The organism is Aneurinibacillus tyrosinisolvens, from assembly GCF_001015055.1.
Lineage (GTDB): Bacteria > Bacillota > Bacilli > Aneurinibacillales > Aneurinibacillaceae > Aneurinibacillus_A > Aneurinibacillus_A tyrosinisolvens.
In genome coordinates this window covers 120,901-142,087 of record NZ_BBWZ01000003.1, presented here as the reverse complement: position 1 = coordinate 142,087, position 21,187 = coordinate 120,901, and the positions used below count along the sequence as shown (strand labels likewise).

Below are 21,187 nucleotides of genomic sequence, written 5' to 3'. Positions count from 1 at the left end.
AATTTTTCCTCCTCGCCCTAAAACCCCTGGCTGTTTGATCGGCCGCTGCCAAACGCGGATGCAGAACCGCTCCTTTTCCCGTAAATACGCCTCTGATCATGCGGGGTGTTTGTATCCCGCAGCGGCACAATAATCGTAAACAGTGTAAGCACCGCGGCCAGTACAACATCGGCGAGCAAACGGACCGGATAGCCGGGAATATCCGGGCTTCCCAGCCCAATCTCCAGTATGCCTCCCGCAAGCAGCCCGGCGACAACGCCGCCGATAGAGAAGCTCCTTGCCAGATAGCGGTTATCAAATACGATACCGAGCGACAGGCCGATGAGAGCGCCGATACCCGCTAGAAGAAGAACCCGAAGTACAGCATAATACGTACTGTTTTTTGCGCTCCCCGCGCGTTCTCCGATTAAATATCTGTCCTGTTGTTCATAATAAATTTTCTCGAATACAGGCGATAGGTCCTGTGCATTGCTTACGTTGTAATAGCTTCCGCCTGTTTCACTGGCTATCGTTTGAAGCAGGGCGGCCCGTTTCTGCGCATCCATCTTCTGAATGAGCGTTTTGGCAGCCTCGACACTGTGCTTATCCGGATCCGTCTCCTTCATGCTTTCCGACACATCCATTAGCATCAGAATGTCTTCAGGCGGCCTGCCGCCGCCCACATTGAGTCCGTAGATGAATTGAAAAATCGATCCTGCCAGGCGGCAAGCATGATTTCCCCCGTATAAGAGGCCAGCAATCCGCCTATCACACTCGCTGCCACCAGCAGCAGGTTGATTTTTCTTTGGGCCATTACTCTACATCCTTTCGCTTGGACCGTTCATTCTGCCCGATCGGGGGAAGATGCTCTTCGCCAATGCCGTGAAATTGAAATCCGTTCTCTATGTATGTGTGGTAATATTTCTGTGCGTTCCGGTAAAACATCACATCATCAATATGAAAACCGCCCATAATATTGAGCTTCTCCATACCGCTGCTTCGCTTCTCATGGACACAGCCCAGCTTATACGTTCGCTTTCCATCATCGCTGTCAAAAGCGTAGCGAATAAAATCGCTGTCAAAGTCACCGAAGAAATATTTCTCTTCATACCGGTGCTTGTGCGTGTAATGATACACGTCGATATGAATGGCTGCGTTCTCTTCTAAAATTCGATAAAGCTCTTTAAATAGCTCCTCTTTTGAGAGCACATGCCTGTTCTCATAGGCGGCCGCCACATTGGCCCGCTGCAAAAGCTCCTCCTCAAAGGACAATTGAAACTGTGCGTACGACAAAATATCCCGCCTGCACATATCGGTTAGCCGTTGTAGCAGCGCAGCTGTTCCGCTTCGCAAAAGCGTGGCAGTATTGCCGAGGAAACGCTCCTCAAAATAAAAAAACGGGCTTCTTTTTGCTTCCATGTCCTGGATGATTTGCCCTGCTACAGTTCGGTAGTAGGGCGAGATGTTCCGATCTAAATCCGCGCTGGCTTTTACGAGGCTGTCCCGGGAAGCGTTTCTCAGCAAATTTTCGAGTTCTTTCAGTTCGGCCACCTGTACCTCTATTTCACCGTGAATATCTTCAAGCGCATGCTCATAAACCTTCAGCAATTCAAGCTTTATCTCAAGCAGCAAAATCTCAAGCTTTTTGCCATAAATTTTCGCAAAAAAGTGGCGGATAAAATTTTTTACATTCGTCTTATCCATAAAAGGTAGCGGTGCTTTTGAGAAATTTTGCAGCTCTACCCTTTCCTCATAAAACTCATCAAGTTCTATCCTCTCTGCTTCGGCCTGCCTTGCGGTTTCCCTAATGGCCTTGCGCAGCTCTTCCATCATGCTTTGTTCGGGATGCTTTTCCGACGTCCAGAAAAAGGCGCTGTAAAGCCCGTACCTCGGGTTATCAATGATTTTCGTATAGACAAGCTGCTTCACCTGTTGTGTAAACTGTGACTGTTTTACAGCCGAACGTGCAGCCTGAACAAAGTTTTTCTCAAAGAAAGCCTGGCCCGCGTCGCTGTACAGCCTCTCCTCCGCCTGCCGAAGTGTCAGTTTTTTCAGTTCAGTATACGAAGCCCGCATCGGCATTAGGCTCGTCATCTCCTCAATCCGCTCCTCTCCGGGTACGAAAGAACGAAGCTTCCCGCCCAAAGAGGGGCCAGCGAGTTCAAACAGCTCAAGCACCTGTTTTTTATCCAGACTTGCACACTGCTTCAGTCTATCAATGACCGTTTCATAGAAATAAAGAAGAACCGTAAGCGCAATCGTGCGGTTTGGACGTTTTACTTTAGCAAAGCCAGCGGAAGCATAGGCCGTTCGGCCAGACTCCGGATGGATGTTTCGCTTAAACTGTATATTGCTGTAGCTGGCATTGTTTTCGCCCGGATTTGTCACTGCTTTCCTGTTTTTCAACAGGTTAATACTGCAAATAATCTCGTAATTTGTTTCCATGCTGTGCTCCATAATGATGCCTCGTTCATCCCTGTCACTCAATAAATAAACGAGATCAAAAAGAGGTGACGGAGGGTGCTCCACAGGAAGCTTAATATGGTCCTCCGTAACCTGCAGCATTTCGTGAAAACGATAGTTTTCGGCCTGGTAGTATTCTATCTCCCGCAAAAAACTAACACCAAGGGAAGAAGTGAAAGCAAAGTCTTCCCCGGCTGTTTTTTCTTTAATAAGCGTATATAAATCGAGGTTTACAATTCTGAACGATTCACTAAAAACATTTTTCATGAGCAGAGTGATCTCAGGCAGAAGTACATTTAACGGATCGTCCGCCCGGGTTACGACCGCTACGTTCATCCGCTCAAACGAAGAATACATGTTCCCGAATTCGGAGACCCGGCTGCTCACCTGCCTCATCATCCGGTTCAGTTCGATAAGCCTGCTCTCGTTTTCGTAAAACTGCTCGTATACACGCCTGCGCAGCTGCTTTTTGTCTTCCGCCGGCTCTTCAATCCGGAAGCTGTATACGTTTGTTCTTTCCGCTGTTTTGGTGGAGTAAATATGCGCGTACAGTACGCCTGTGCTGTTGTTCCACTTGGTTGCATTCAGTTCATACATCGCGTTTAGCGCATCAAGCGTCCTATCCCCGATAAAAAGAAATACGATTGGATTATGAAGGCTCCGCTGCTCATCCGTGCTGTACGTTTGTTTATCCATATCGGCAGCATACTGCTCAGAAAACTGCTTTACTAAATTCCTCATCGCTCTTCCTCCCGAGGAAGTCAGGCTATTTTAGCGTTTTTACCATCGCGTTTACTTTGCCTGATACCTGCTTATAGAAATGGTACATTTCTTCTCCGTTTACAATTTCATCCCGGTCGTAATCGAGCGCGGATTTATTCTCCTGGAATGCGGCGGCCAATTCCTCGATGGTGGCAACTAACCCGTTCACATCCTCTGAAGCGGTCAGCTCCGCATTGCGTCTGCTCGATTTTTTACGCAGCGTATTCATACGCTTCGCGTCCAAATTACGGAACTGTTCAAAAATCGCGTATTCAATAAACTGATTTGTTTTGGTTAAATTAACAAACGGCTCCCATGCGTCTTCATCCGCATCTTTGTCATACACATAAAGCGCTCCTTTTTTGCAGATGCTGCCGGTGTACATTGCTTCGATAAACTGTTCGAACAATTCATCTTCTCCTTCAAAGGAGGCAAGAACCTTCTCAAGTTCCTCCGCCTTCTGCCGGATTTCTTCATATTTACGGACTTCTTGCCGCACCAGGGCAACGAGCTCTGGAGAACGGATAAGGTTTTCCTTCGCCATCTCTTCATTAACACTGCCAAAGATATCCCTGACGCCTTCTCTTTCAAGTCCTCCGTTTAGTAAGGCCTTTAACTCGGACGTACATTTTTTTACTTCAGCCAAATTGGGCTTCATTTGATCCAGCTGCATGTTGTACTTAGCTAGAACACGGGAAAGCTCAAACGGCTTCGTAATGATACACTCGTACCGGTTGCTTGTATTCGCGTCGATGTTCTTCTGGGCGATACATCCGAGCGCGATGGCCGAATTGAATAGCTCACGCATCCGGATATTGAATTCTTTCACCCGCCTGTTTTCATAAATGTCGCCCCACGATTTTTCTGGAATTGGGGATGGAAGATACGTCCAGTTGTTCCTTTCCGTCTGTACAAGATGGCGGCCAATTCCTTCTTTATCAAGGATCGTTTTTTCATAGCTTTCCTCGTATACCTTGAGCGGCGTATAGACGAACAATGGAATGCCGTTTTTCGTATTCAACCAGAAAATCCGGTTCTTTACTTCACTTTCTTTCACGGTAAACCGTGACTGTGTGACCGCCGTGTTTTGATAGTTTTTAATTCCTTTTAAGATATTCGGCGCCTTTACTGGCACGGAAACAAAGCCCCATGACGGGAAGTGCAGGTTGCCGGAACTGTTGCTCAGGTGGAAAACAGGAATGGCTTCTTCATTCAGCTTGTCGGCAATTTTCCGTTCCACAATCCGTTCAATCGATTCATCCTCGCCATACTTAATCATGATGAAGTCTTCCATTGATTTTGTAATTAGATCACCGAATTCTTCTGTCAGGAAGTCTGAAATGGAACTGATAATATCTACTTCCTGCTCCTTCACCCATTTGTCTGAGCGATTTAGCAATTCTGTTGTAAACTCACGAATCAAATCGTCCGCATTTCGATCATCCAGTATATCGCCGATAACTTTGGCGATGTCAGGTACGCTTACGATGTTCCAGTAGTACGTTTTATTGCCGCCGCGGTCCAGTTCTTCCTGTCCGCTAATCAGAATATCGCCGTTCTTCTCAAAAATTTGGTTCAGTGCATTCAGAATTTCGGTAAATACCTGGTAAATACGAGAATTTTCCCTGTTTAACAGATTGGATAAATCCTCGTAGAAATCAATCATCTGCTCTGTTCTCTCCAGATCGGCGCGGAGGTCGTATTCATTAATTTTCGCTTCAATGTACACATTCTTCTTCTTCTCTTTCGAAATGAAGGCGCTCCTTGCATCCCCCATCCGCTCATGAGCGAATTCCCCGGCGGAATGAATATCGCGCGGGATTCTTTCCCTGCTCTCTTTTAAACTCTCAATGTAGGAAGAAATCATCTTCAGCAAACTGAAGCCTTTTTCCGAGTAAATGATGCGTGAAGCATAGAACGGCCCCTGCTCAGGATGAAGGAAAATCTTCGTCATCTGTTCGGAGAAAGCGGCAACCAGTTCCCCGGGCAACTGTTTTTTGCATTTGATATATTCTTCCCGCGCCCTTGATAAGTAGTTCTGCTCCAGCTCGGTATCCATATTGATAATTTGCTGCTTCACAACATTGCTATAATTTAATCTCTCACTGTTCTGGTAGCCCGGAAGCGGTTCAGGGACTCTTTCCTGGAACTTACGATGCACCGAATCAATGTCGATGCCCAGCCTTCTGGCCAGCCTCTCCGTTTCCTCCTGGCCAGGCACAATCGCGAACATCTTCTCCATCTTCTTAAACAGTTTATACGCAAGATATGTGGTCATTTCCTCAATTGGAAGCACGGCGGAAGAAGCGCCAATGATGTTGTACTGGTAGTTTGCGGCATATGCCTTTGGCATTTGATTAATATTTGTCCGGATATTGCTAATGTAATCATGGATCGCGAACTCTTCTCCGGACTGCTTTTCCTCGTTAGCCATGAAGTTAGTAATGTTCTCGGCTGTTACATTCATGCAGTAGTCGTACGCATTTTCCAGCGATTTGCCTTCCAGGTTGGTAGCGGAAATGAGGTGGCACAGGTTGAAGGGGGGCATGGGTGAGTTTACCGTTAGAATGTTACCGTACTGTTGTTTGAACCGCTCGCCGCGCTCATCCACATTCATCCAGTAATCAAGTTCTTTTAACGCCGCATATCCGTTCTTCTTTATGTATTCACTCGCATGCGTGCTTAAGCTTTTATTTGATAAGTTCACATCCGGCGTAAACATATACCCGAGAATGTTGACCCTGTCTACTCCCGCGCTGCCATGCTCCTTCTCCATAATCCCCCGCACAATGTACGAGATGTCAAGGAAGCAGCCGCTTCCGGTCCCGCCGGACAGTCCGGATAAAATAAATACGGTCAGTTTTTTATTCGTTCCTTCGGAGAGCGCCCTGATTTTCTTCTCAATCGTCTGTACAACCTGAGTAATTTTTGTAAATAAGAGCAGCCTGCCCGCCTGCCTGATTCCTGAAGCGCCTCCGATCCCATCCGTAATAATCAGTTCAGGAGAAAGCCAGTCTGTGATGTACGGCTCCAGTATGCTGCGATTCTGCAGCAGCCCGCCGATTTCTGCATTGGATAGCAGGACAAACTCCGTGATTGGATCAAGCCCGAGTCCTTTATATTTCTTGTTGCGGTCGTGTTCGTTTGTTTCAAATGCAATGAACTCGATGTTATCCGGCTTCTCTTTCTTTTTCTTAGACAGCCGGTCTTCCGGCAGTTTGAATCTGCGATTTACCTGGTATTTTAAACGAAGCAGGGCATCGATGCCTGTTCCGCCGATTCCGATGACGAGCATCGGGTTATCAATCGTGTCCACACGAATTTTTTCACTGACAATGCCCCCGCCCAGGGAAACATCTAACTGCTGGATATGTTCTCTCACAACGGCTTTCACGGTGTAAATGCCCTCCTACAAAATAAATTCTAAAGAGATGGATTTTTCAATACTCTGCAGCGAAATTCTTATGCGGTCGTTGTTCTTCAATTCAATCCCTTTGCTTGCATCGAGCGCCCGACCCGCTTTTTCAATAACACAGGCAGAATTGTTCTTTAAGATAACCGTGTCATTTCTGCCCGGAAAGAAGACAATTTTATCGGTTTCGGCAAACTCCGGAGCGAGCTGCAGAAGCTGGTGCAGCTTAACCTTTCCTTTGAAAGCATGCAGTTTTTTATACTGGGGGCTCGTTTTTTCACCCGTGTTTTCATCGCGAATTTCGATAGCCAGCTGCCCTGTAAAGCCTTTGTTTGCTTTCTTCACCACGGAAAGGAGGAAAATAACGAGCGCCGCCACGAGCAGCAGACCGAGAATGCTGCCGATGGTAAGCATCCAGGGGAACGGTTTTTCAACCGGCTGCTTTGCCGCCTGCACGCCGGTCGCTCCCTGTCCTGCGGTAATGGTCACCGGCTGTGTCTCCCGGTAAAAGCTTTTTTCTTCAGCCCGTACTTTCACTTCATAGCTGTGGGCTTCCGGAAGTTTGAAGTCTCCTGTAAAGGCAGTTCCTGTGTTATGTAAATCTATCTTATGTACCTGCTTCGTCTGCAAGTCTGTTACTAGCAGCACGGATTTGATATTTTTATACAAATCCGGGTTCGCTACCTTCGCTCCATTTGTTTCAAAGGAAGCATTTACCTTGATTGTATCTCCTGCGCTGTACTTTTTCGCCGGCAGCGGGTCCATCTTTAATTCAAGGTCATAGTTAAAGACGAGATTAATGTCGATTTTGTTCTGATTGATTCCTTTTACTTTCAGTTTCCAATCACCATAAGCAGGTTTGACCAGTTTAATCAGCGAATAGGCATTCGATTTCGAGTAGTATACATTGCTGGATGGAATTTTTCGTTCCTGCCCCGTATTATCAAACAGTTTCGCTTCTACAGGCTGGGTCGACATAAGGGAAATGTTAGCTTCCAGCACATTTGAATTGGGGATGGAAATGGTCACATCCTGAAACTGTCCGTTTGCTACCAGGCTTTTTAGAGGAACGACCTTCAACTTCAAGTGATCGGCAAAAATCTCACTCAGGATTTTAGGAAGTGAGTCCGCTGTGTTCGTCATGAAAAATTTGCCGTCCGTTTCCGCCGCGATTTTCTCAAGCACGGTTTTATTCAGCTTACCGTCCGCATTTAGCCCAATCGTATAAATAGGAAAGGCGTTTGCCTTCGCGGTTTGGATTGCCTGCTGCATTTCCCGGTCGGATTGCTGCTGGGTTCGCCCCGATTTCGGATCGAGCGCATTGTTGCCGTCCGCCAGCAGGACAACCATTGGATAATGGGACGGATCATGGCCCGATTCAAGAATTTTAACCGCTTCTTTTACCCCCACGGCAATATCGGTAAAGGAGCGGTTTTCCAGTTTATTAATAAACGATTTGATTTCGTTTTTATCCTGCTCTGAAGTGATTGTAATCGGTGCCTTTTCCCGTGCAACCTGGTCGGTATAAGCAACAACCCCGATTTTATCTCCCTGCAGGGAAGACATGTCCACAAACATCTTCATCGCTTCATTGCTTACTTTATTTTTATCGCTTGCATTCATCGAGCCGCTCACGTCTACAACGAGGACTGCGTCAATATTTGACTTCATCGCCGGTGCGGCATAAGCAGATGGAATACAAAACAATTGAAAAAGCAAGGCGAGCAAGAGCAGCAGTGGATATTTGGTGCTTTTTCTCAGGCAAAACATGATGAGTACCTCCACATTCGGTTATCAAAACTTGCACACTAGCGAAAAAATTATGAATCTATTAAATACTGGAAAAACGAGTTCCCCCGATTTATAATGATTCGTGGGACTTCTTGTAAAGAATACAATAAATTTGTCGATTGGTAAATGGGGCTTATACTGTATTGACGCTCCGTCCGGGGTCGGATAGAAATAACCGGGTAATAGAGTTTTTTAGTAGAAGGTGGTTAGATTTACATGACATATATTACGCTGGCCCTGATTGGGCTATTTATCGCCAACAAATTCAGGGTTCTCTATAACTACAAAAAAAACCAAGTATCTCTCAAAGAAGTCGACGACAGCCTGATTGCCATGCTGAACAACGAGCGTGATAAATCATGAGGAACAAAATGCCTGTCCAATTTAGAAAGAGCGAAAAGACATCCCATGCTTTCCAGCGCCTTAGGCAATGCAAAGCCTGCGGCAATTATTCCGTCCTGTGGGAGGATACGTGCGCTGCCTGCGGAAAACAGCATACATTCATACCGATTGAAGCTTTATTACATACCGTAAGCAGGCGAAGCTCCATATCGATTTGCTCATCGTATCTATTCTTCTCTGCCTTGGCATTGTTCTCGCCGGCACACTGCTTGAGCTTGTCCTTGGCGCTGTAATCGGAATCGGATTGCTTATCGGCTACCTTTTTCTGCATAAAAGATTCGCACCTTATGAACAAACCGTGCAGTATAAAGCATGGCTGACGAGCGAGGCTTATCGAATTAAGGAAGGACTACTGCTGGACAGCACTTCCGCCGTAACGGATGTTAAAGAAGAACGGTATAAAGAAAGTTATGAAAAATTGCGGGAGGTCGGCCGTTTTCTCATCAATGATACGATAAAAATTCGCAAAGTCATGTGCCTGAATCACTTTGTGCTCCGCAAAGATATGGATTTGGAGCTGGAAACGCTCATCCCGTCCTCTTATGATAAAGATTTTGTTAACTACGCCTGGGAAGTTTCCAAAGTGAAAAAAGAACTGATTAAAAAAAGCATGCTTGATTATGCCGTTGTCCACTGCCATCATATTGCTCTCCAGGAGAACGGCCGGGATATTCTTACAAACATGGCCGGCGCGGCACTGCGTATGAAGCCGTATGTCGACCGCTATAAAGACTTTATTGTTGCTTATATGGAGTACCTGCCAAAGGAAAGAGTTCTGCGGCTCTGCAAGCTGGTCACGGCTCACCCCTCCGACGGTTGGGAGGAGCTCTATTTACGGACGAAAGCTTTGGTTAAAGCGAAATACGATTTTGATCCTGACTTTTCAGGATTCTTTTAGAAGGGACGCTTGCTATGGTTTTACCATCCCCCAGAAAAACAATCATGATAAGAAATGTACTTATTGTTGCTTTTCTGTTCGCTCTTGCGGCCGCCGGCTACAAACTGTACAATACCTCAATGAAAATTTCCGCCTACACGCAAGCGGAGAAATATATGAAACAGAACAACATGGTACTGGCTGAGCAGTATTTTACGAAGGCGGAAGAAAACAGAACGATTGACTATAAAGAGGACAGGATCCAGCAAGCTTTATCCGCTCTGGATCCTGTCCGGCGCATACGGCTGTTAAAAGAGCAGGCTATGCTGGCCAGAGAAACAGGCGACTTCCCTCTCCTGCTTCAGGCATACGCCGGGTATCAGGAGCAGAAACAGAAATCCGGCACCTTGGATAAGAAAAACAAAGAGATGTTCAACCAGGCGATAAAGTATTACACGATGGAAAACAGCCTGGCCAAATCCTTTGCGGAAGCAAAAGCGCGATTTGTCGGCCAGATGAAAGAAAATATCAAGAGTAAAAATTATGATAAGGAAGATTTTCTCCTCTCTTATTTTAAGATCCCCTCCCAATACTTCGGAGGCGAAAAGAAGAAAACACAGGAGATGCAGGCGCAGCTTAAAAAATACGAGCTGACAAAGTTCAGCTATCTCAGCAGCAGCAGAAAATTTGCCGAGACAATGAATAAAACTGAACTTACGCTGAAAATATACAAAGAAAATTCAATCGCTGTTCCCTGGCTGCTTACAGCGGTAAATAGGTTTGGCCGAAGCGTCCTGGAAAAAGACCTGCGCCAAAATAATATCGCCGATTTTGCGGAACACGCAAAAAAATATGAAGAACTGAAGGAATACTACCCTTCCGGCTCCGGTACACTTGGGTACATTAAGAGAACAATTAAAAGTTTGCTTGCTAAAGCGAAACGGTTTGCCACACAGAACAGCTTCAGTAAAGCGATCGATCTTTATGAAAAGCTAAAACCGTATCAGGATACAAGCGGGGAAATTGCGTTAGCCCAGCAGAAATGGGATGAGCAGCAGCCTGTCCGGCTTCTGCAGCGTGAATTTCCGGACAAGAGATTCACGTTTACGACAGACGGGAAAAACCGGTGGGGCGCAAAATCGTTTGTGGCAGCCATCTCTGATGACAGTAAATTATACTATGGCAGCCTCCTCTCCGATGGCTTCAAAACAGTGGAAGGAGCCTTAGGCGAGGGAATAGTCCCAAAAACGCTTTATACCCAGGAAAAGATTAGCCCGGAAGGATTGCCGGTCATCGTTGTCGAAGCACAGTCAGACAATCGTGCATCGCTGTTTGCCGGCTTTGAGGTTCATGAATCTGATTTTAAGCAAATCTTTGCGTTTGAGGCCGATAGTTTCTATATGGAAAGCCCAGGTGTAATGGTCGTAAACAATCCAGCAGGCGAAGGCGCGGGCCAGCTGGCTTATTACGAACCGCTGGACGGGGAATATAAGTTCAGCGGGCCGAAATACACAGGCAGCAGTGACCCATCCTCCCCGGCAGGCGGTTATCCTACGGCCCCAGCTGCGGGTATTCCCGGGAGTGAACAGGGTGGAAATAATGGGCTGCAGGATCCAAACTCGGTTCAGATGAATCCGCCGCCGTCTGACAGCGGCAATAGCAGTGTGCCTTCGGATCCGAACCTTTCTGATCCGAACAATCCGCTGCCTCCCGTCGATAACGGCGGAGACAGTGTGACCGGGGGCGTTAACCCGTGAGAGCCGCACGGGAACCATTTAACAGAAAAGAAGCGAAGGAATCTCTTCCGCTTCTTTTTATTTTTACTGTTTTATTTCGTTTGTCTTTACTATCTGTCCATCTTTCCACTGGTATGTAGCTACACCGACCAGCTTCTTATTTTTATAGAAATGAACATAAAAAGTTTGATCTTGTTGACTGAACGTAGCAACTGTTGCTGACACTTTAGAAAAATCTTCGTATTTTACCGTTCCAAGGGAAGTTAGTTTTCCATTCTCATAGCGGAACAAGTGAAGATATTTTTCATACCCCTCACCAAGCTGTACGACCTCGCTCATCGCAAATTCATTTTCACCCTGCCCTGTTACATTAATAAATGTTCGCGCAACCGGAGATTCAAACATTACTTGTTTTCCATCTACATATGGAAGACAATGTTTATATACAAAAAAAATAGCAGATAATTTTACAAACTACCTTTTTAAAAAAGAATTCTGTTATAAAATCAATTTTACAATGTAGCAAGGAAATTCACCAAATAAGAGGAGGAATAACGATGAAATGTCCATTATGTTCTACGGAAAAAGCGTGTTTGCACCAGGCGACAGGGTTTGATATGGATGCTGTATGGGAAGAAATTGCAGAATTTGGCTATCCGTCCTTCGTAGCCTACCGGTTGGATGAGAAAGAAGCGAGACATCGTTAAATGTAAAGGGGACTCCCTGGCAGGGGTCCCCTTTATGAAAAACTTATCATTATATGTTGAATGTAATGCTGGCAATGGTTCCTTTAAAATATTCATATCTCACCTCTGACTCATAAAGCCCCTTCATTACCCCACCCCCTACAAACACCATTTTTCTCTCTTACGTTATGGTATTCGCAGGATTTTCGCATTATCATCTTTCATTGTGGTGTCAATTGCGAAAGTTTCTTGAATTTTCATCCCGAAACGCAACGGCAAGGCCAATCATAAGGCCGGACACAAGGCCGATTTTCCCGGGTACGAGCTGCTAAGCGTACACTACAGTTACCGCCTGCCAAACTGAAAAATAATTTCAACGTATAAAACAGCACCTTCCAAGTGAAAACTGGACACGAAGGTGTGCAGTACGTTTATCAGGGTATAAACATAGTAGCCAAATCTTTATACGAAAGAGGTTATCGCGCCATGATGGGATTTCTCAGCATTGTTGCTATGCTAACGACGGTTATTGTTTTCTCGTATATCACCCACCAGGATAAACAAAAACGAATGGTGGAGTATGTAACCCGGGAACTGCTCGGCAAACCGCTGACGAACCAGAATGTCCGCCATTATATTGAAGTCATCCAAACTGCCAAAGAAGAAAACCGCGCCATTCCCTGGCGTTGGGTTCGAGACGGCTACCAGCGCATTATGAATGAGCAATCGGTTGATCCAAAACTAAAAAGGGAACTTAAGAGGGCGCTGCGAAATCAGGTGCTGGTCTTACCAAAATAAAAATGAACACCCTAGCACTCGACGATTGGAACCAGAGTTTAGGGTGTTTTCTTTTTCCTTTGAGGTGGTTCCTTTTCCCGGATTCAGGCATATGCTTTACCATAGAAATGGGTGCTTTTGCATTAATCGTGGGGAAAGGAGCGAATAAGTTGGGAGTTTATACAGTTAAAAGGGGGGACACACTATGGGGAATCTCACAAACCTTCCGCCTGCCTATTCAGACGATACGCAAGATAAATGGCCTTCCAGGCGATTCACTCGTCCCCGGGCTCGCCCTTTATCTTCCACAAAACGAATTACCTGAACAGTTCTATCAAATACAACCGGGTGATACGCTGTGGAGCATCGCCAACCGCTACCGTACACGCACAAATCTAATCGCGGCTGCAAACCCCGGAACAAATCCAAACCAGCTTACCGTCGGACAGCGGCTCTCCGTTCCAACACCGCTAAAATATTCCATGGAATCACTTGGATTCCTTATCCCGGAGGAAATGGACATTCTTCATCCTATTTTTCCTGAAGTGGCGAGGCAGCTTTCTTACACGGCGATTTTCAGCTACACGATTAATGCGGATGGAACGGTAAATGAACCGGACGATGAAAGGGCCATTCGTGAAAGTAAACAAAACGGTGTTAAACCACTTATGGTTCTGACAAACTGGACAGGAAGCGGCTTCGATCCGGTGCGAATCGGCCAGGTGCTTCAAAACCCGGACACCAGGCGGACGCTTGTGCGAAACATTTCCCGAGCAGTACAGCAGAAGGGCTATAACGGGATCAGTGTTGATTTTGAGTTTATCCCACCCGAAAGAAGACCCGAGCTCAGCACCTTCCTGCGTGAACTTAAAGCTGCGCCTGGCACGGGCACCCTGCACATTAATGTCCCTGCGAAAACGAAGGACGATCCTGCAAACCGGCTCACCGGGGCGTTCGACTACAAGACGATCGGCCAGATCGCCGACCTTGTGGCCGTTATGACGATTGAATACGGCTATCCGCAGGGACCCCCGAACCCGATCGCTCCGATCTGGTGGGTTGAGCAAGTCGTTCAATATATAGTAAGCCAGATAAACCGGAGCAAAGTCATGATCGCACTTCCATTCTATGGTTATAATTGGCCGCTTCCGGATACACCTGCTACGACAGCAAGCGCTCTGGCGGCGGGTGACGCCCAGAACCTGGCAATCAGCAAAAGGGTTTCCATCCAATATAACTGGCAGGCGGAAGCGCCGTTTTTTCAGTACACACAGGGAACGCAGGCGAGAATCGTCTGGTTTGAGGACGTCCGCAGCCTGCGGGCCAAATATAGAATAATGGAAGTGTACCGGCTGCGTGGGGCAACATTCTGGCACCTGAATTATCCGTTTCCGCAGAACTGGTCTTATATGCAGAAAAACTTCCGCGTTATTAAATAACAAAAAATGCCGTGAGAAAAATCCCACGGCGTTCCTTTCCTAATGGAGCTCATTGCTAACTGCAGGCCATACATCCGGGCTTTCAGCACCTATATACCAGTACGCCGCACCTGCAACGCCCATTCCCATAACGGTCCGGTACTTTAGCGATAAAGAACGGCTGTCCTCTACCCAGATTGTATGCTGCTGCCCGTTAGCATAATATGAAGCGATGTACTGGCCCGCTGCCGGGTCCCATCGCACTGTTGCATGGCGCTGTTCCACCCGCTTCACCGCTTCCTGTATGGTCAGCTCTTCCGACTTAACCTGCCCTCCCTCTTTCCACCAATCGTTCGTATAAAAAGGCAGGGCAACGATAATTTTGTTTGCCGGCATTTGCTGTGTCAGCTTTAGAACGTGTTTTTTCAGCCATGGCAGCGAGGAAGTGGAGCCCTGCTTTCCCTGGCCTGACCAGTATTCGTTATACGCCATAACGACAACGTAATCCGCAGACTTCCCGAGAGAAGCATAATGATACGGATCGCTCCAGTCCGTTCCCAGATCCGGCGGCACATCGACGGAAAGTTTACGGTTGTCCGCATGAAGAGCCGCTGCAAGCTCGGCAATAAACGATGTAAAAGCGTCCCTGTCTCCGGGCTTTATGTTTTCAAAATCAATGTTCAATCCGTCGAGCTGGTATTTCTGTCCGTATTGTGCAAGCTGGCGGACAGCCGCCGCGCGCTTATCGGCCTGGATCAGCATTTGATGTGTCGCTTTATCATCAAACCGGTTCCCGACCATAGCCCAGATGCTTTTCCCATGCTGCTTTGCCCATGTGATTTGCGATGCATCTGTACTGTCGCTGAATTTGCCGTCAGATTCAAGGAAATACCAGCGGGGAGACAGCGTATTGACGATACCTGACTGGGTCACTTTTTGCGTATAAGCAGAACTGCTGGATAGATACTGCCAGCCCATATGTATCGGTTGATTTCCTGCTGAAGCCGGGATTGCGTCCTCTTGAGACAATAAACGAGACAAAATGGAAGCCAATTCTTCCCGGGTTAACGAATCGTTCGGATGGAATTTCCCACCTGATCCGTTCATAAGATTTCGCTGCCCCGCTGCCGCTACCGCCGGAGCTGCCCACTGTGCTATCTCATTTCGATCCGTATATGGAAGGAGCAATTCCTCAGGTGAAGCGTGGATGGCCTTCACAAGCAGAGAGGCTGCCTCCTGTCTGGAAACGAGGCTTTCCGGATCAAATTGTGCCGCTGTTCGCCCGGAAGTGACCCCGCGTATTGCACCGGCCTGTACGGCCGCATAAGCCCAGTGTGTTTTAGGGACATCCTGGAAAACCGGGATCGCCCCACTCACCGGTTTTAAATGGAGAGCACGGGTGAGCATAGACAAAAAGACAGCTCTTGTCACGGGTTTTTTCGGGGCAAACCGCTGGTTACCCTCCCCTGAAACAATACCCTGGTTATATAAATTGATAATTTCCGTGCGGGCAAAGCTTGCTCCAATATCAGCAAACGGTTCATAAACGCTTGCCTGCGTTGCACCCAGTGGGCTGCAGGCGCTTGTAAATAAAAGCATAAGGAGTAAAGACAAAGATGCAATTCTTTTCATTTAGATTTTACCTTCCCTAGTTAATCTTGGCTATTTTTTCTCTATCTACTGTACATCAGGTTTGATAGAAAAAATATAAGTTAAATTTGGAAATGCTAGATTTATAATTTATACGCAGTATTTTTGTACATTGATCACTCCTTTTTATGTTTCTGTAATTGAAAAACTGTTAAAGCTTACATAATTTTTCACTTATCACGCCTTATTTCCTAGTAAAAATTTACTATAATAGAAAGAGAAGCAGCAATTAAGAGCTTCAGACAAGGAGTGCGCACGATGAAACAAGGACTCGATTTGAAAAAGTGTATTGAATCGCTCATCGACCATACAACCCACGCCTTTATTGTCATTGATTTGGAAGCGAACATTCTTCAGGTGAATCAAGCATTCGAAGAGATGTACGGCTGGCCCGCCGGTGAAATCATCGGGCAATCGACATCCCCGCTTATCCCCCACTACCTGAGAGAATCTACCCGGGCGCTTTATGAGAAGGTGCGGGCCGGCGGACATGTGACCAACTTCGAAACACAGCGGCAGCGCAGGGATGGCTCTCTTCTTCATATAAGCATTACAATTTCTCCTATCCATGATCAGGAAGGGGAGGTGGCCGCATTAGCCGGTATCTCGCGGGATATTACGGAGCAAAAACGAATAGAGCGCGCACTGCGGGAGAGCAATGAGCGGTACCGTTGCCTGGTTGAGTTTTCCTCCGAGCCGATCGCTGTCCATGCGGACGGGTGGCTTCTATTTATTAATAACGCGGGAGCGAAGCTGTTTGGGGCAAAAGATGCAGGCGAACTCATTGGCAGGCAGGTGCTCGACTTCGTCCATCCCGATTATCAAAACATGGTGAGGGAGCGTATCGATAAATCCTATGTAAACAGGACGAATATACTGCTTATACAGGAGAAGTTTATTACCCTGCAAGGGGAAGAGATTGACGTTGAAGTGGCGACGACTGCCATTAGTTATGAGGGAAAGCCGGCCACCCAAGTCATGATTCATGACATTACAGAACAAAAGAACGCGGAGGAAGCCCTGCGGAGAAGCGAAGAACGTTTGCGCAGGATTACTGATAATATGCTGGATATGATTGCAGAGACGGACGAGCACTTTCTTTATACATACGTAAGCCCGGCGCATAACCGTCTCCTCGGATATACGGAGAAAGACATGCTCAGCAAACCGGTATTTGATTTCGTTCACCCGGATGAAAAGCGCCTCTTGCGGGCCGAGACGAAAGCGATGGCTGCCGGTCACTCTCTTTCCGGAAGAAGAGAGCTGCGCGGCCGCCATGCAAACGGGCATTACGTCTGGCTTGAAGTGGTGAGCACATTATTGTTCAACCAGGAAGGGGTGTTTACCGGCATGGTGTTTACTTTGCGCGATATAACCGAGCGGAAAAAAGCGGAAATGCAACTGGAAGAAATGAACAGAACATTACACAGGCTTTCCTTTATCGACGGCTTGACCGGCATCATGAACCGGCGTTATTTCGACGATTTCCTGGACATGGAATGGAAGCGTGCCACCCTTGGCAGCGTGCCTCTTTCCGCTATTATGGTGGATATCGATTGCTTTAAAGCGTATAACGATACATACAGCCACCTCCAAGGTGATGAATGCTTAAAAAAGGTAGCCCGTACGCTGCAAGTGCTGGCAAAAAGGCCCAGGGATTTTGTTGCCCGCTACGGTGGAGAAGAGTTCATACTCCTGCTCCCTACTACTGCATTGGAGGGTGCGATGGCTCTTGCTGAACAACTGCGGAGGCAGATAGAGGCACTGGCCATCCCGCACCTCCTCTCTCCCGTGAGCAGCCATGTTACGATTAGCCTTGGTGTGGCGGGGGTTGTCCCCGATGAGGAGGCCTCGCAGATGACCTTAATCGAAGCGGCTGACCGGGCGCTTTATAAAGCAAAACAGCAGGGACGGAACCGGGTATGTACCGGAGAGGTAAAAAAAGCCTGAGACCATTTCAAACCAAAAGCCGGTATCTCTAAAGTAAAGAAATATCGGCTTTTAGGAATTAGCGTGGGAACCGTCCCTATTTCAATGGGGAGATGAGAGCGCTTCGGTCAAGGACTGCCTTTAGGTAGTTCAATTTGACCGACTTTTTTTGATTATAAGGTTGTTAAAAATACACCAATTAAATATACTATGTGTATGAATAATAACATAGTAAAAGCAAGAACCTGTGTATATAATGTGAACTACCATATGGTATGGTCTGTTAAATATCGTAACAAAGTTTTAACATCAGAAATAGAACAACGATTGATTGAAATTTTACAACAGACAGCTTCTGAAAAAGAGTTTATCGTCCATCAAGCCCAAGTAGGTGAACAGGACCATCTTCATGTTTTTGTTTCTGCTCATCCTAAAATCGCACCCTCGTACATAGTGAAAATGATGAAAGGAATATCCGCACGAAAACTATTTATGGAATATCCTGATCTGAAGAAAAAATTGGGGAATGGACCGTTGTGGAACCGGAGTTTTTATTTGGAAACCGTGGGTTCGGTATCGGAAGATGCCATTCGTCAGTATATTGAAAATCAAAAGAAAGGAGAGTAACCCTCTATGGCTCGAAAGAAACGGTCTAAGCAGGAAAATAAACAAACCTTTGGCATGCTTCTTCAGCTATATCCCAATGCGGAACAAGAGACAAAAATGATGAAAACCTTTGGTTGTCGACGCTTTATTTATAATCTTTTCCTGGACCAACGGTCCAAAGGATGGAAACGGAGAAAAGAAAGCATCTCTTTTAAACAACAAAAAGACATGCTTCCCGAACTCAAAAAGCGGATCCCTTTTCTTGCGGAAGTCGATGCCATGGGGCTCCAGGAAACGGTCAAAGATTTGGATGATGCGTATCAGAACTTTTTTGAAGGAAAAGCCAAGTACCCCCGTTTCAAAAGGAAACGGGACGAACAAAGCTATACCACCAATCAAACCAACAACAACATTCGTTTTACCAATGACCGCTTTACGTTGATTCAACTTCCAAAGCTCGGTGAAGTGAAATGCGAAGGTTCCTTTGTGAGGCTCAGACGCCTGTTAAAAAATAAGGGAGCCGTCATTAAAGCCGCCACGATTCGAAGAAAGGGTGGAAAGTATTTTGTTTCCCTTCGCGTTCAAAAAGAAGCAAAACCAGCAAAAGTGCCGGTAGCGAAAAGAAGGGCCATCGGAATCGACGTTGGAATCAAAACCTTTGCGGTTTTATCGGACGGCAACCCTGTGCCTAACCCTCACTATTTTAGTGAAGCACAGCAGCAGCTTCGAAAGCAGCAGAAGCGCCTTTCCCGTATGATAAAGGGGTCGAACAACTACATCAAGCAAAAAAAGAAAGTGGCAAAGATTCATGCCAAGATTGCCAATCAGCGCAAAGATTTTCAGCATAAAAAGTCAAAAAAACTGACGGATGAAAACCAAATCCTCTGTATCGAAGATCTGAATGTGCGCGGGATGGTAAAGAACCGGAAACTAGCCAAACATATCGCCGATGCTGCATGGTATCAATTCCGTAACTTTTTAACGTACAAAGCAGAAAGAAAAGGCAGAACCCTTGTGATCGTTGATCGGTTCTATGCGTCCAGTAAAATCTGTTCGCACTGCGACAAGAAAAAAGAGGGGCTTACCCTGGATGAACGGACCTGGGTTTGCCTTTCTTGCGGCAAAAAGCACGGTCGCGATGAAAACGCAGCCCTTAACCTTGAAAAAGAAGGACTCCGCATTCTCGGAGCCTAATGGATACATTTTATTTTCTTCCACCGTTGGAACGACGGAGTGTGCATGTGGAGATGTTGTAAGCCCCTGAAGCCACGGCAAGATGGGAATTTCGAAAGGAATGCTTGTACCACACCTCTTTTTGGGGTTGGGCAGACGCCGATGAAACATGAAAAGTTCAAGTGGTTACACGTAATTCAGACCGAAAGGTCTGCCCACAAGAAGCTCGGCACTTCAGTGCCGAGTAGTTCACTTATTCAATTACTGCATCCATAGTTTGAACAATCCTTCTGTTACTCCTAAATTGTACATGTAATAGATACCAAATACCGTGCTAATTACACCCGTAATCTGAGTTAAGGTTTTATTGATACTTACCTTTTTAGCACTAAGAACAAATGGAACCCCAATGATTGTAGTAAAGAAAAGCATACCAATTATAGTTCCTACACCAAATACAAGGATGTAAGCTGCACCTTCCCACACACTTTTTACTGTACTCATTGTTAATAAAACCATCGCAGCGCTTCCTGCTAACCCATGTACCAGGCCAACTATCAATGGTTTTATATAATCGATATCTTTATGTTGGTGTTTATGTACTTCTCCATTATGTTCATGTTTATGCACATGAGCATTTTTAAAAGAAAGGATGCTGGTAGTGCCGAGATAAACAAGCATAACTCCAACTGAAAATTCTAAGGTCATCGCCCATTTCTCTTGTATTTTACCTTTCATAAGAATAAGCATGATTCCAATAATAAACAATGTTGCAGTATGACCGATTCCCCAAAACACTCCAGCAAGAGAGGAACGTGACAACTTCTTGCTTTGACTAGCAATCGTAGATACAGCGATTACATGGTCTGGCTCAATTGCATGTTTAATTCCAAGAACAAACCCCAAGCCCAGAATAGATAACAAACTTCCCTCCATACTATACCCCCCATTTTCAAACAACTATATTGATTATATATCTTGATATTTGTAAAGTGCATGAAATATTAATTCGCTTTTTAGCAAAACTATGGTATTAAATTACTTTCTCGACAATCTGAAAAGCCTGAGACCCTTGTTCGTCTCAGGCTTTTCTTCTATTTAAGCGGCAGCAGCGCTTCACATGTCCCTTTTACTTTTATTTCGCCCTTCTGGTCAACCGCCTGCACCTTAATCGTAACTAGTGTCCCTTCTTCCGTTTCTTCCCTGCCGGCCAGCTCGCCACGCACCTGGATTTCGTCTCCGGGCCGGGTAATCGCTGAGAAACGCACCGAAAACTTGCGAATGGCAGACCGGGGCACCCATGTAGTCAAGGCTTCTCCGGCAAATCCCATAATGAGCATGCCGTGGGCAATGACTCCGCCCAGGCCCGCTTCCTGTCCGGCCTCTTCCACTGTATGTATCGGATTAAAATCTCCCGAGGCGCCGGCAAATTTGACAAGCTGTGTTTTTGTGACAGCCGGTTTAGTAAGCGGAGGCAGCTCCTCTCCTGCCTGTACGGCAGGATTTTGTATCAAATAAGCTTCCAT

18 protein-coding genes are annotated in these 21,187 nt (G+C 46.3%); 9 read left to right on the top strand and 9 right to left on the bottom strand.

What is annotated here, in order from left to right:
• Nucleotides 1-17 precede the first annotated feature (17 nt).
• Genes MBEAL2_RS04235 through MBEAL2_RS04220 form a run of 5 tightly spaced genes read right to left on the bottom strand, consistent with a single transcriptional unit; the run spans nucleotide 18 to nucleotide 8,386 of the window.
• A complete protein-coding gene (locus MBEAL2_RS04235) occupies nucleotides 18-629 on the bottom strand; it encodes a hypothetical protein (RefSeq protein ID WP_052947458.1) in 612 nt (203 codons plus the stop codon).
• On the bottom strand, nucleotides 629-793 hold the full coding sequence (locus tag MBEAL2_RS31595; RefSeq protein ID WP_161798164.1) for a hypothetical protein: 165 nt from the start codon (nucleotides 791-793) through the stop codon (nucleotides 629-631). The genes MBEAL2_RS04235 and MBEAL2_RS31595 overlap by 1 nt, the downstream gene beginning before the upstream one ends.
• The gene (locus tag MBEAL2_RS04230; protein WP_047151075.1) at nucleotides 793-3,183 is read right to left on the bottom strand and encodes a hypothetical protein; all 2,391 of its coding nucleotides are present in this window, start codon (nucleotides 3,181-3,183) and stop codon (nucleotides 793-795) included. Before MBEAL2_RS04230 ends, MBEAL2_RS31595 begins: the two co-directional genes overlap by 1 nt.
• A 25-nt stretch (nucleotides 3,184-3,208) precedes the next feature.
• Nucleotides 3,209-6,598, bottom strand: a complete 3,390-nt coding sequence (locus tag MBEAL2_RS04225) for a tubulin-like doman-containing protein (RefSeq protein ID WP_047151074.1) — start codon at nucleotides 6,596-6,598, stop codon at nucleotides 3,209-3,211.
• Nucleotides 6,599-6,613: 15 nt separating this feature from the next.
• Complete coding sequence (locus MBEAL2_RS04220; RefSeq protein WP_052947457.1) at nucleotides 6,614-8,386, bottom strand: vWA domain-containing protein; 1,773 nt, start codon at nucleotides 8,384-8,386, stop codon at nucleotides 6,614-6,616.
• Nucleotides 8,387-8,623: 237 nt separating this feature from the next.
• Here MBEAL2_RS04220 and MBEAL2_RS31590 point away from each other — a divergent pair, with 237 nt between their 5' ends.
• From MBEAL2_RS31590 to MBEAL2_RS04210, 3 genes are all read left to right on the top strand, one after another.
• A complete protein-coding gene (locus MBEAL2_RS31590) occupies nucleotides 8,624-8,770 on the top strand; it encodes a hypothetical protein (protein ID WP_161798163.1) in 147 nt (48 codons plus the stop codon).
• Nucleotides 8,771-8,963: 193 nt separating this feature from the next.
• Nucleotides 8,964-9,707 carry a hypothetical protein gene (locus tag MBEAL2_RS04215; RefSeq protein WP_052947456.1) on the top strand — a complete coding sequence of 248 codons (744 nt, stop codon included), beginning with the start codon at nucleotides 8,964-8,966 and terminating at the stop codon, nucleotides 9,705-9,707.
• A 14-nt stretch (nucleotides 9,708-9,721) separates the two neighbouring features.
• Nucleotides 9,722-11,443 (top strand): hypothetical protein, encoded by a 1,722-nt coding sequence (locus tag MBEAL2_RS04210; protein ID WP_047151073.1) that lies wholly within the window; start codon nucleotides 9,722-9,724, stop codon nucleotides 11,441-11,443.
• 63 nt (nucleotides 11,444-11,506) lie between these two features.
• Here MBEAL2_RS04210 and MBEAL2_RS04205 read toward each other — a convergent pair whose 3' ends face one another.
• Complete coding sequence (locus MBEAL2_RS04205) at nucleotides 11,507-11,827, bottom strand: hypothetical protein (protein WP_047151072.1); 321 nt, start codon at nucleotides 11,825-11,827, stop codon at nucleotides 11,507-11,509.
• A 152-nt stretch (nucleotides 11,828-11,979) separates the two neighbouring features.
• On the opposite strand from MBEAL2_RS04205, the gene MBEAL2_RS31585 reads away from it, so the two are divergent.
• From MBEAL2_RS31585 to MBEAL2_RS04195, 3 genes are all read left to right on the top strand, one after another.
• Nucleotides 11,980-12,129 (top strand): hypothetical protein, encoded by a 150-nt coding sequence (locus tag MBEAL2_RS31585; protein WP_161798162.1) that lies wholly within the window; start codon nucleotides 11,980-11,982, stop codon nucleotides 12,127-12,129.
• Nucleotides 12,130-12,594: 465 nt separating this feature from the next.
• Nucleotides 12,595-12,906, top strand: a complete 312-nt coding sequence (locus MBEAL2_RS04200) for a hypothetical protein (RefSeq protein ID WP_047151071.1) — start codon at nucleotides 12,595-12,597, stop codon at nucleotides 12,904-12,906.
• 149 nt (nucleotides 12,907-13,055) lie between these two features.
• Complete coding sequence (locus MBEAL2_RS04195) at nucleotides 13,056-14,324, top strand: glycosyl hydrolase family 18 protein (RefSeq protein WP_047151070.1); 1,269 nt, start codon at nucleotides 13,056-13,058, stop codon at nucleotides 14,322-14,324.
• A gap of 39 nt (nucleotides 14,325-14,363) precedes the next feature.
• On the opposite strand, the gene MBEAL2_RS04190 is transcribed toward MBEAL2_RS04195, so the two are convergent.
• Nucleotides 14,364-15,935, bottom strand: a complete 1,572-nt coding sequence (locus MBEAL2_RS04190; RefSeq protein ID WP_052947454.1) for an S-layer homology domain-containing protein — start codon at nucleotides 15,933-15,935, stop codon at nucleotides 14,364-14,366.
• A 276-nt stretch (nucleotides 15,936-16,211) separates the two neighbouring features.
• On the opposite strand from MBEAL2_RS04190, the gene MBEAL2_RS28875 reads away from it, so the two are divergent.
• The 3 genes from MBEAL2_RS28875 to MBEAL2_RS04175 all read left to right on the top strand — a co-directional run bounded on the left by MBEAL2_RS28875 (nucleotide 16,212) and on the right by MBEAL2_RS04175 (nucleotide 19,682).
• Entirely contained in the window at nucleotides 16,212-17,903 is a 1,692-nt protein-coding gene (locus MBEAL2_RS28875; RefSeq protein ID WP_052947452.1) for a PAS domain S-box protein, read from the top strand.
• Between the two features lie 195 nt (nucleotides 17,904-18,098).
• On the top strand, nucleotides 18,099-18,509 hold the full coding sequence (tnpA, locus tag MBEAL2_RS04180; RefSeq protein WP_201780800.1) for an IS200/IS605 family transposase: 411 nt from the start codon (nucleotides 18,099-18,101) through the stop codon (nucleotides 18,507-18,509).
• Nucleotides 18,510-18,515: 6 nt separating this feature from the next.
• Entirely contained in the window at nucleotides 18,516-19,682 is a 1,167-nt protein-coding gene (locus tag MBEAL2_RS04175) for an RNA-guided endonuclease TnpB family protein (RefSeq protein ID WP_052947450.1), read from the top strand.
• A gap of 240 nt (nucleotides 19,683-19,922) precedes the next feature.
• Here MBEAL2_RS04175 and MBEAL2_RS04170 read toward each other — a convergent pair whose 3' ends face one another.
• The gene (locus MBEAL2_RS04170; RefSeq protein ID WP_047151068.1) at nucleotides 19,923-20,597 is read right to left on the bottom strand and encodes an urease accessory protein UreH domain-containing protein; all 675 of its coding nucleotides are present in this window, start codon (nucleotides 20,595-20,597) and stop codon (nucleotides 19,923-19,925) included.
• A 158-nt stretch (nucleotides 20,598-20,755) separates the two neighbouring features.
• Nucleotides 20,756-21,187 carry a MaoC/PaaZ C-terminal domain-containing protein gene (locus MBEAL2_RS04165; RefSeq protein WP_047151067.1) on the bottom strand — a complete coding sequence of 144 codons (432 nt, stop codon included), beginning with the start codon at nucleotides 21,185-21,187 and terminating at the stop codon, nucleotides 20,756-20,758.

Bases quoted from the DNA above. Each gene is read 5' to 3' on its own strand.
- MBEAL2_RS04235 (WP_052947458.1), bottom strand. From the start codon at position 629: ATGCTAATGGATGTGTCGGAAAGCATGAAGGAGACGGATCCGGATAAG.
- MBEAL2_RS04175 (WP_052947450.1), top strand. From the start codon at position 18,516: ATGGCTCGAAAGAAACGGTCTAAGCAGGAAAATAAACAAACCTTTGGC.
- MBEAL2_RS31585 (WP_161798162.1), top strand. From the start codon at position 11,980: ATGAAATGTCCATTATGTTCTACGGAAAAAGCGTGTTTGCACCAGGCG.
- MBEAL2_RS04165 (WP_047151067.1), bottom strand. From the start codon at position 21,187: ATGGAAGCTTATTTGATACAAAATCCTGCCGTACAGGCAGGAGAGGAG.
- MBEAL2_RS04210 (WP_047151073.1), top strand. From the start codon at position 9,722: ATGGTTTTACCATCCCCCAGAAAAACAATCATGATAAGAAATGTACTT.
- MBEAL2_RS28875 (WP_052947452.1), top strand. From the start codon at position 16,212: ATGAAACAAGGACTCGATTTGAAAAAGTGTATTGAATCGCTCATCGAC.
- MBEAL2_RS04170 (WP_047151068.1), bottom strand. From the start codon at position 20,597: ATGGAGGGAAGTTTGTTATCTATTCTGGGCTTGGGGTTTGTTCTTGGA.
- MBEAL2_RS04190 (WP_052947454.1), bottom strand. From the start codon at position 15,935: ATGAAAAGAATTGCATCTTTGTCTTTACTCCTTATGCTTTTATTTACA.
- tnpA (WP_201780800.1), top strand. From the start codon at position 18,099: ATGAATAATAACATAGTAAAAGCAAGAACCTGTGTATATAATGTGAAC.
- MBEAL2_RS31590 (WP_161798163.1), top strand. From the start codon at position 8,624: ATGACATATATTACGCTGGCCCTGATTGGGCTATTTATCGCCAACAAA.
- MBEAL2_RS04205 (WP_047151072.1), bottom strand. From the start codon at position 11,827: ATGTTTGAATCTCCGGTTGCGCGAACATTTATTAATGTAACAGGGCAG.
- MBEAL2_RS31595 (WP_161798164.1), bottom strand. From the start codon at position 793: ATGGCCCAAAGAAAAATCAACCTGCTGCTGGTGGCAGCGAGTGTGATA.
- MBEAL2_RS04220 (WP_052947457.1), bottom strand. From the start codon at position 8,386: ATGTTTTGCCTGAGAAAAAGCACCAAATATCCACTGCTGCTCTTGCTC.
- MBEAL2_RS04200 (WP_047151071.1), top strand. From the start codon at position 12,595: ATGATGGGATTTCTCAGCATTGTTGCTATGCTAACGACGGTTATTGTT.
- MBEAL2_RS04230 (WP_047151075.1), bottom strand. From the start codon at position 3,183: ATGAGGAATTTAGTAAAGCAGTTTTCTGAGCAGTATGCTGCCGATATG.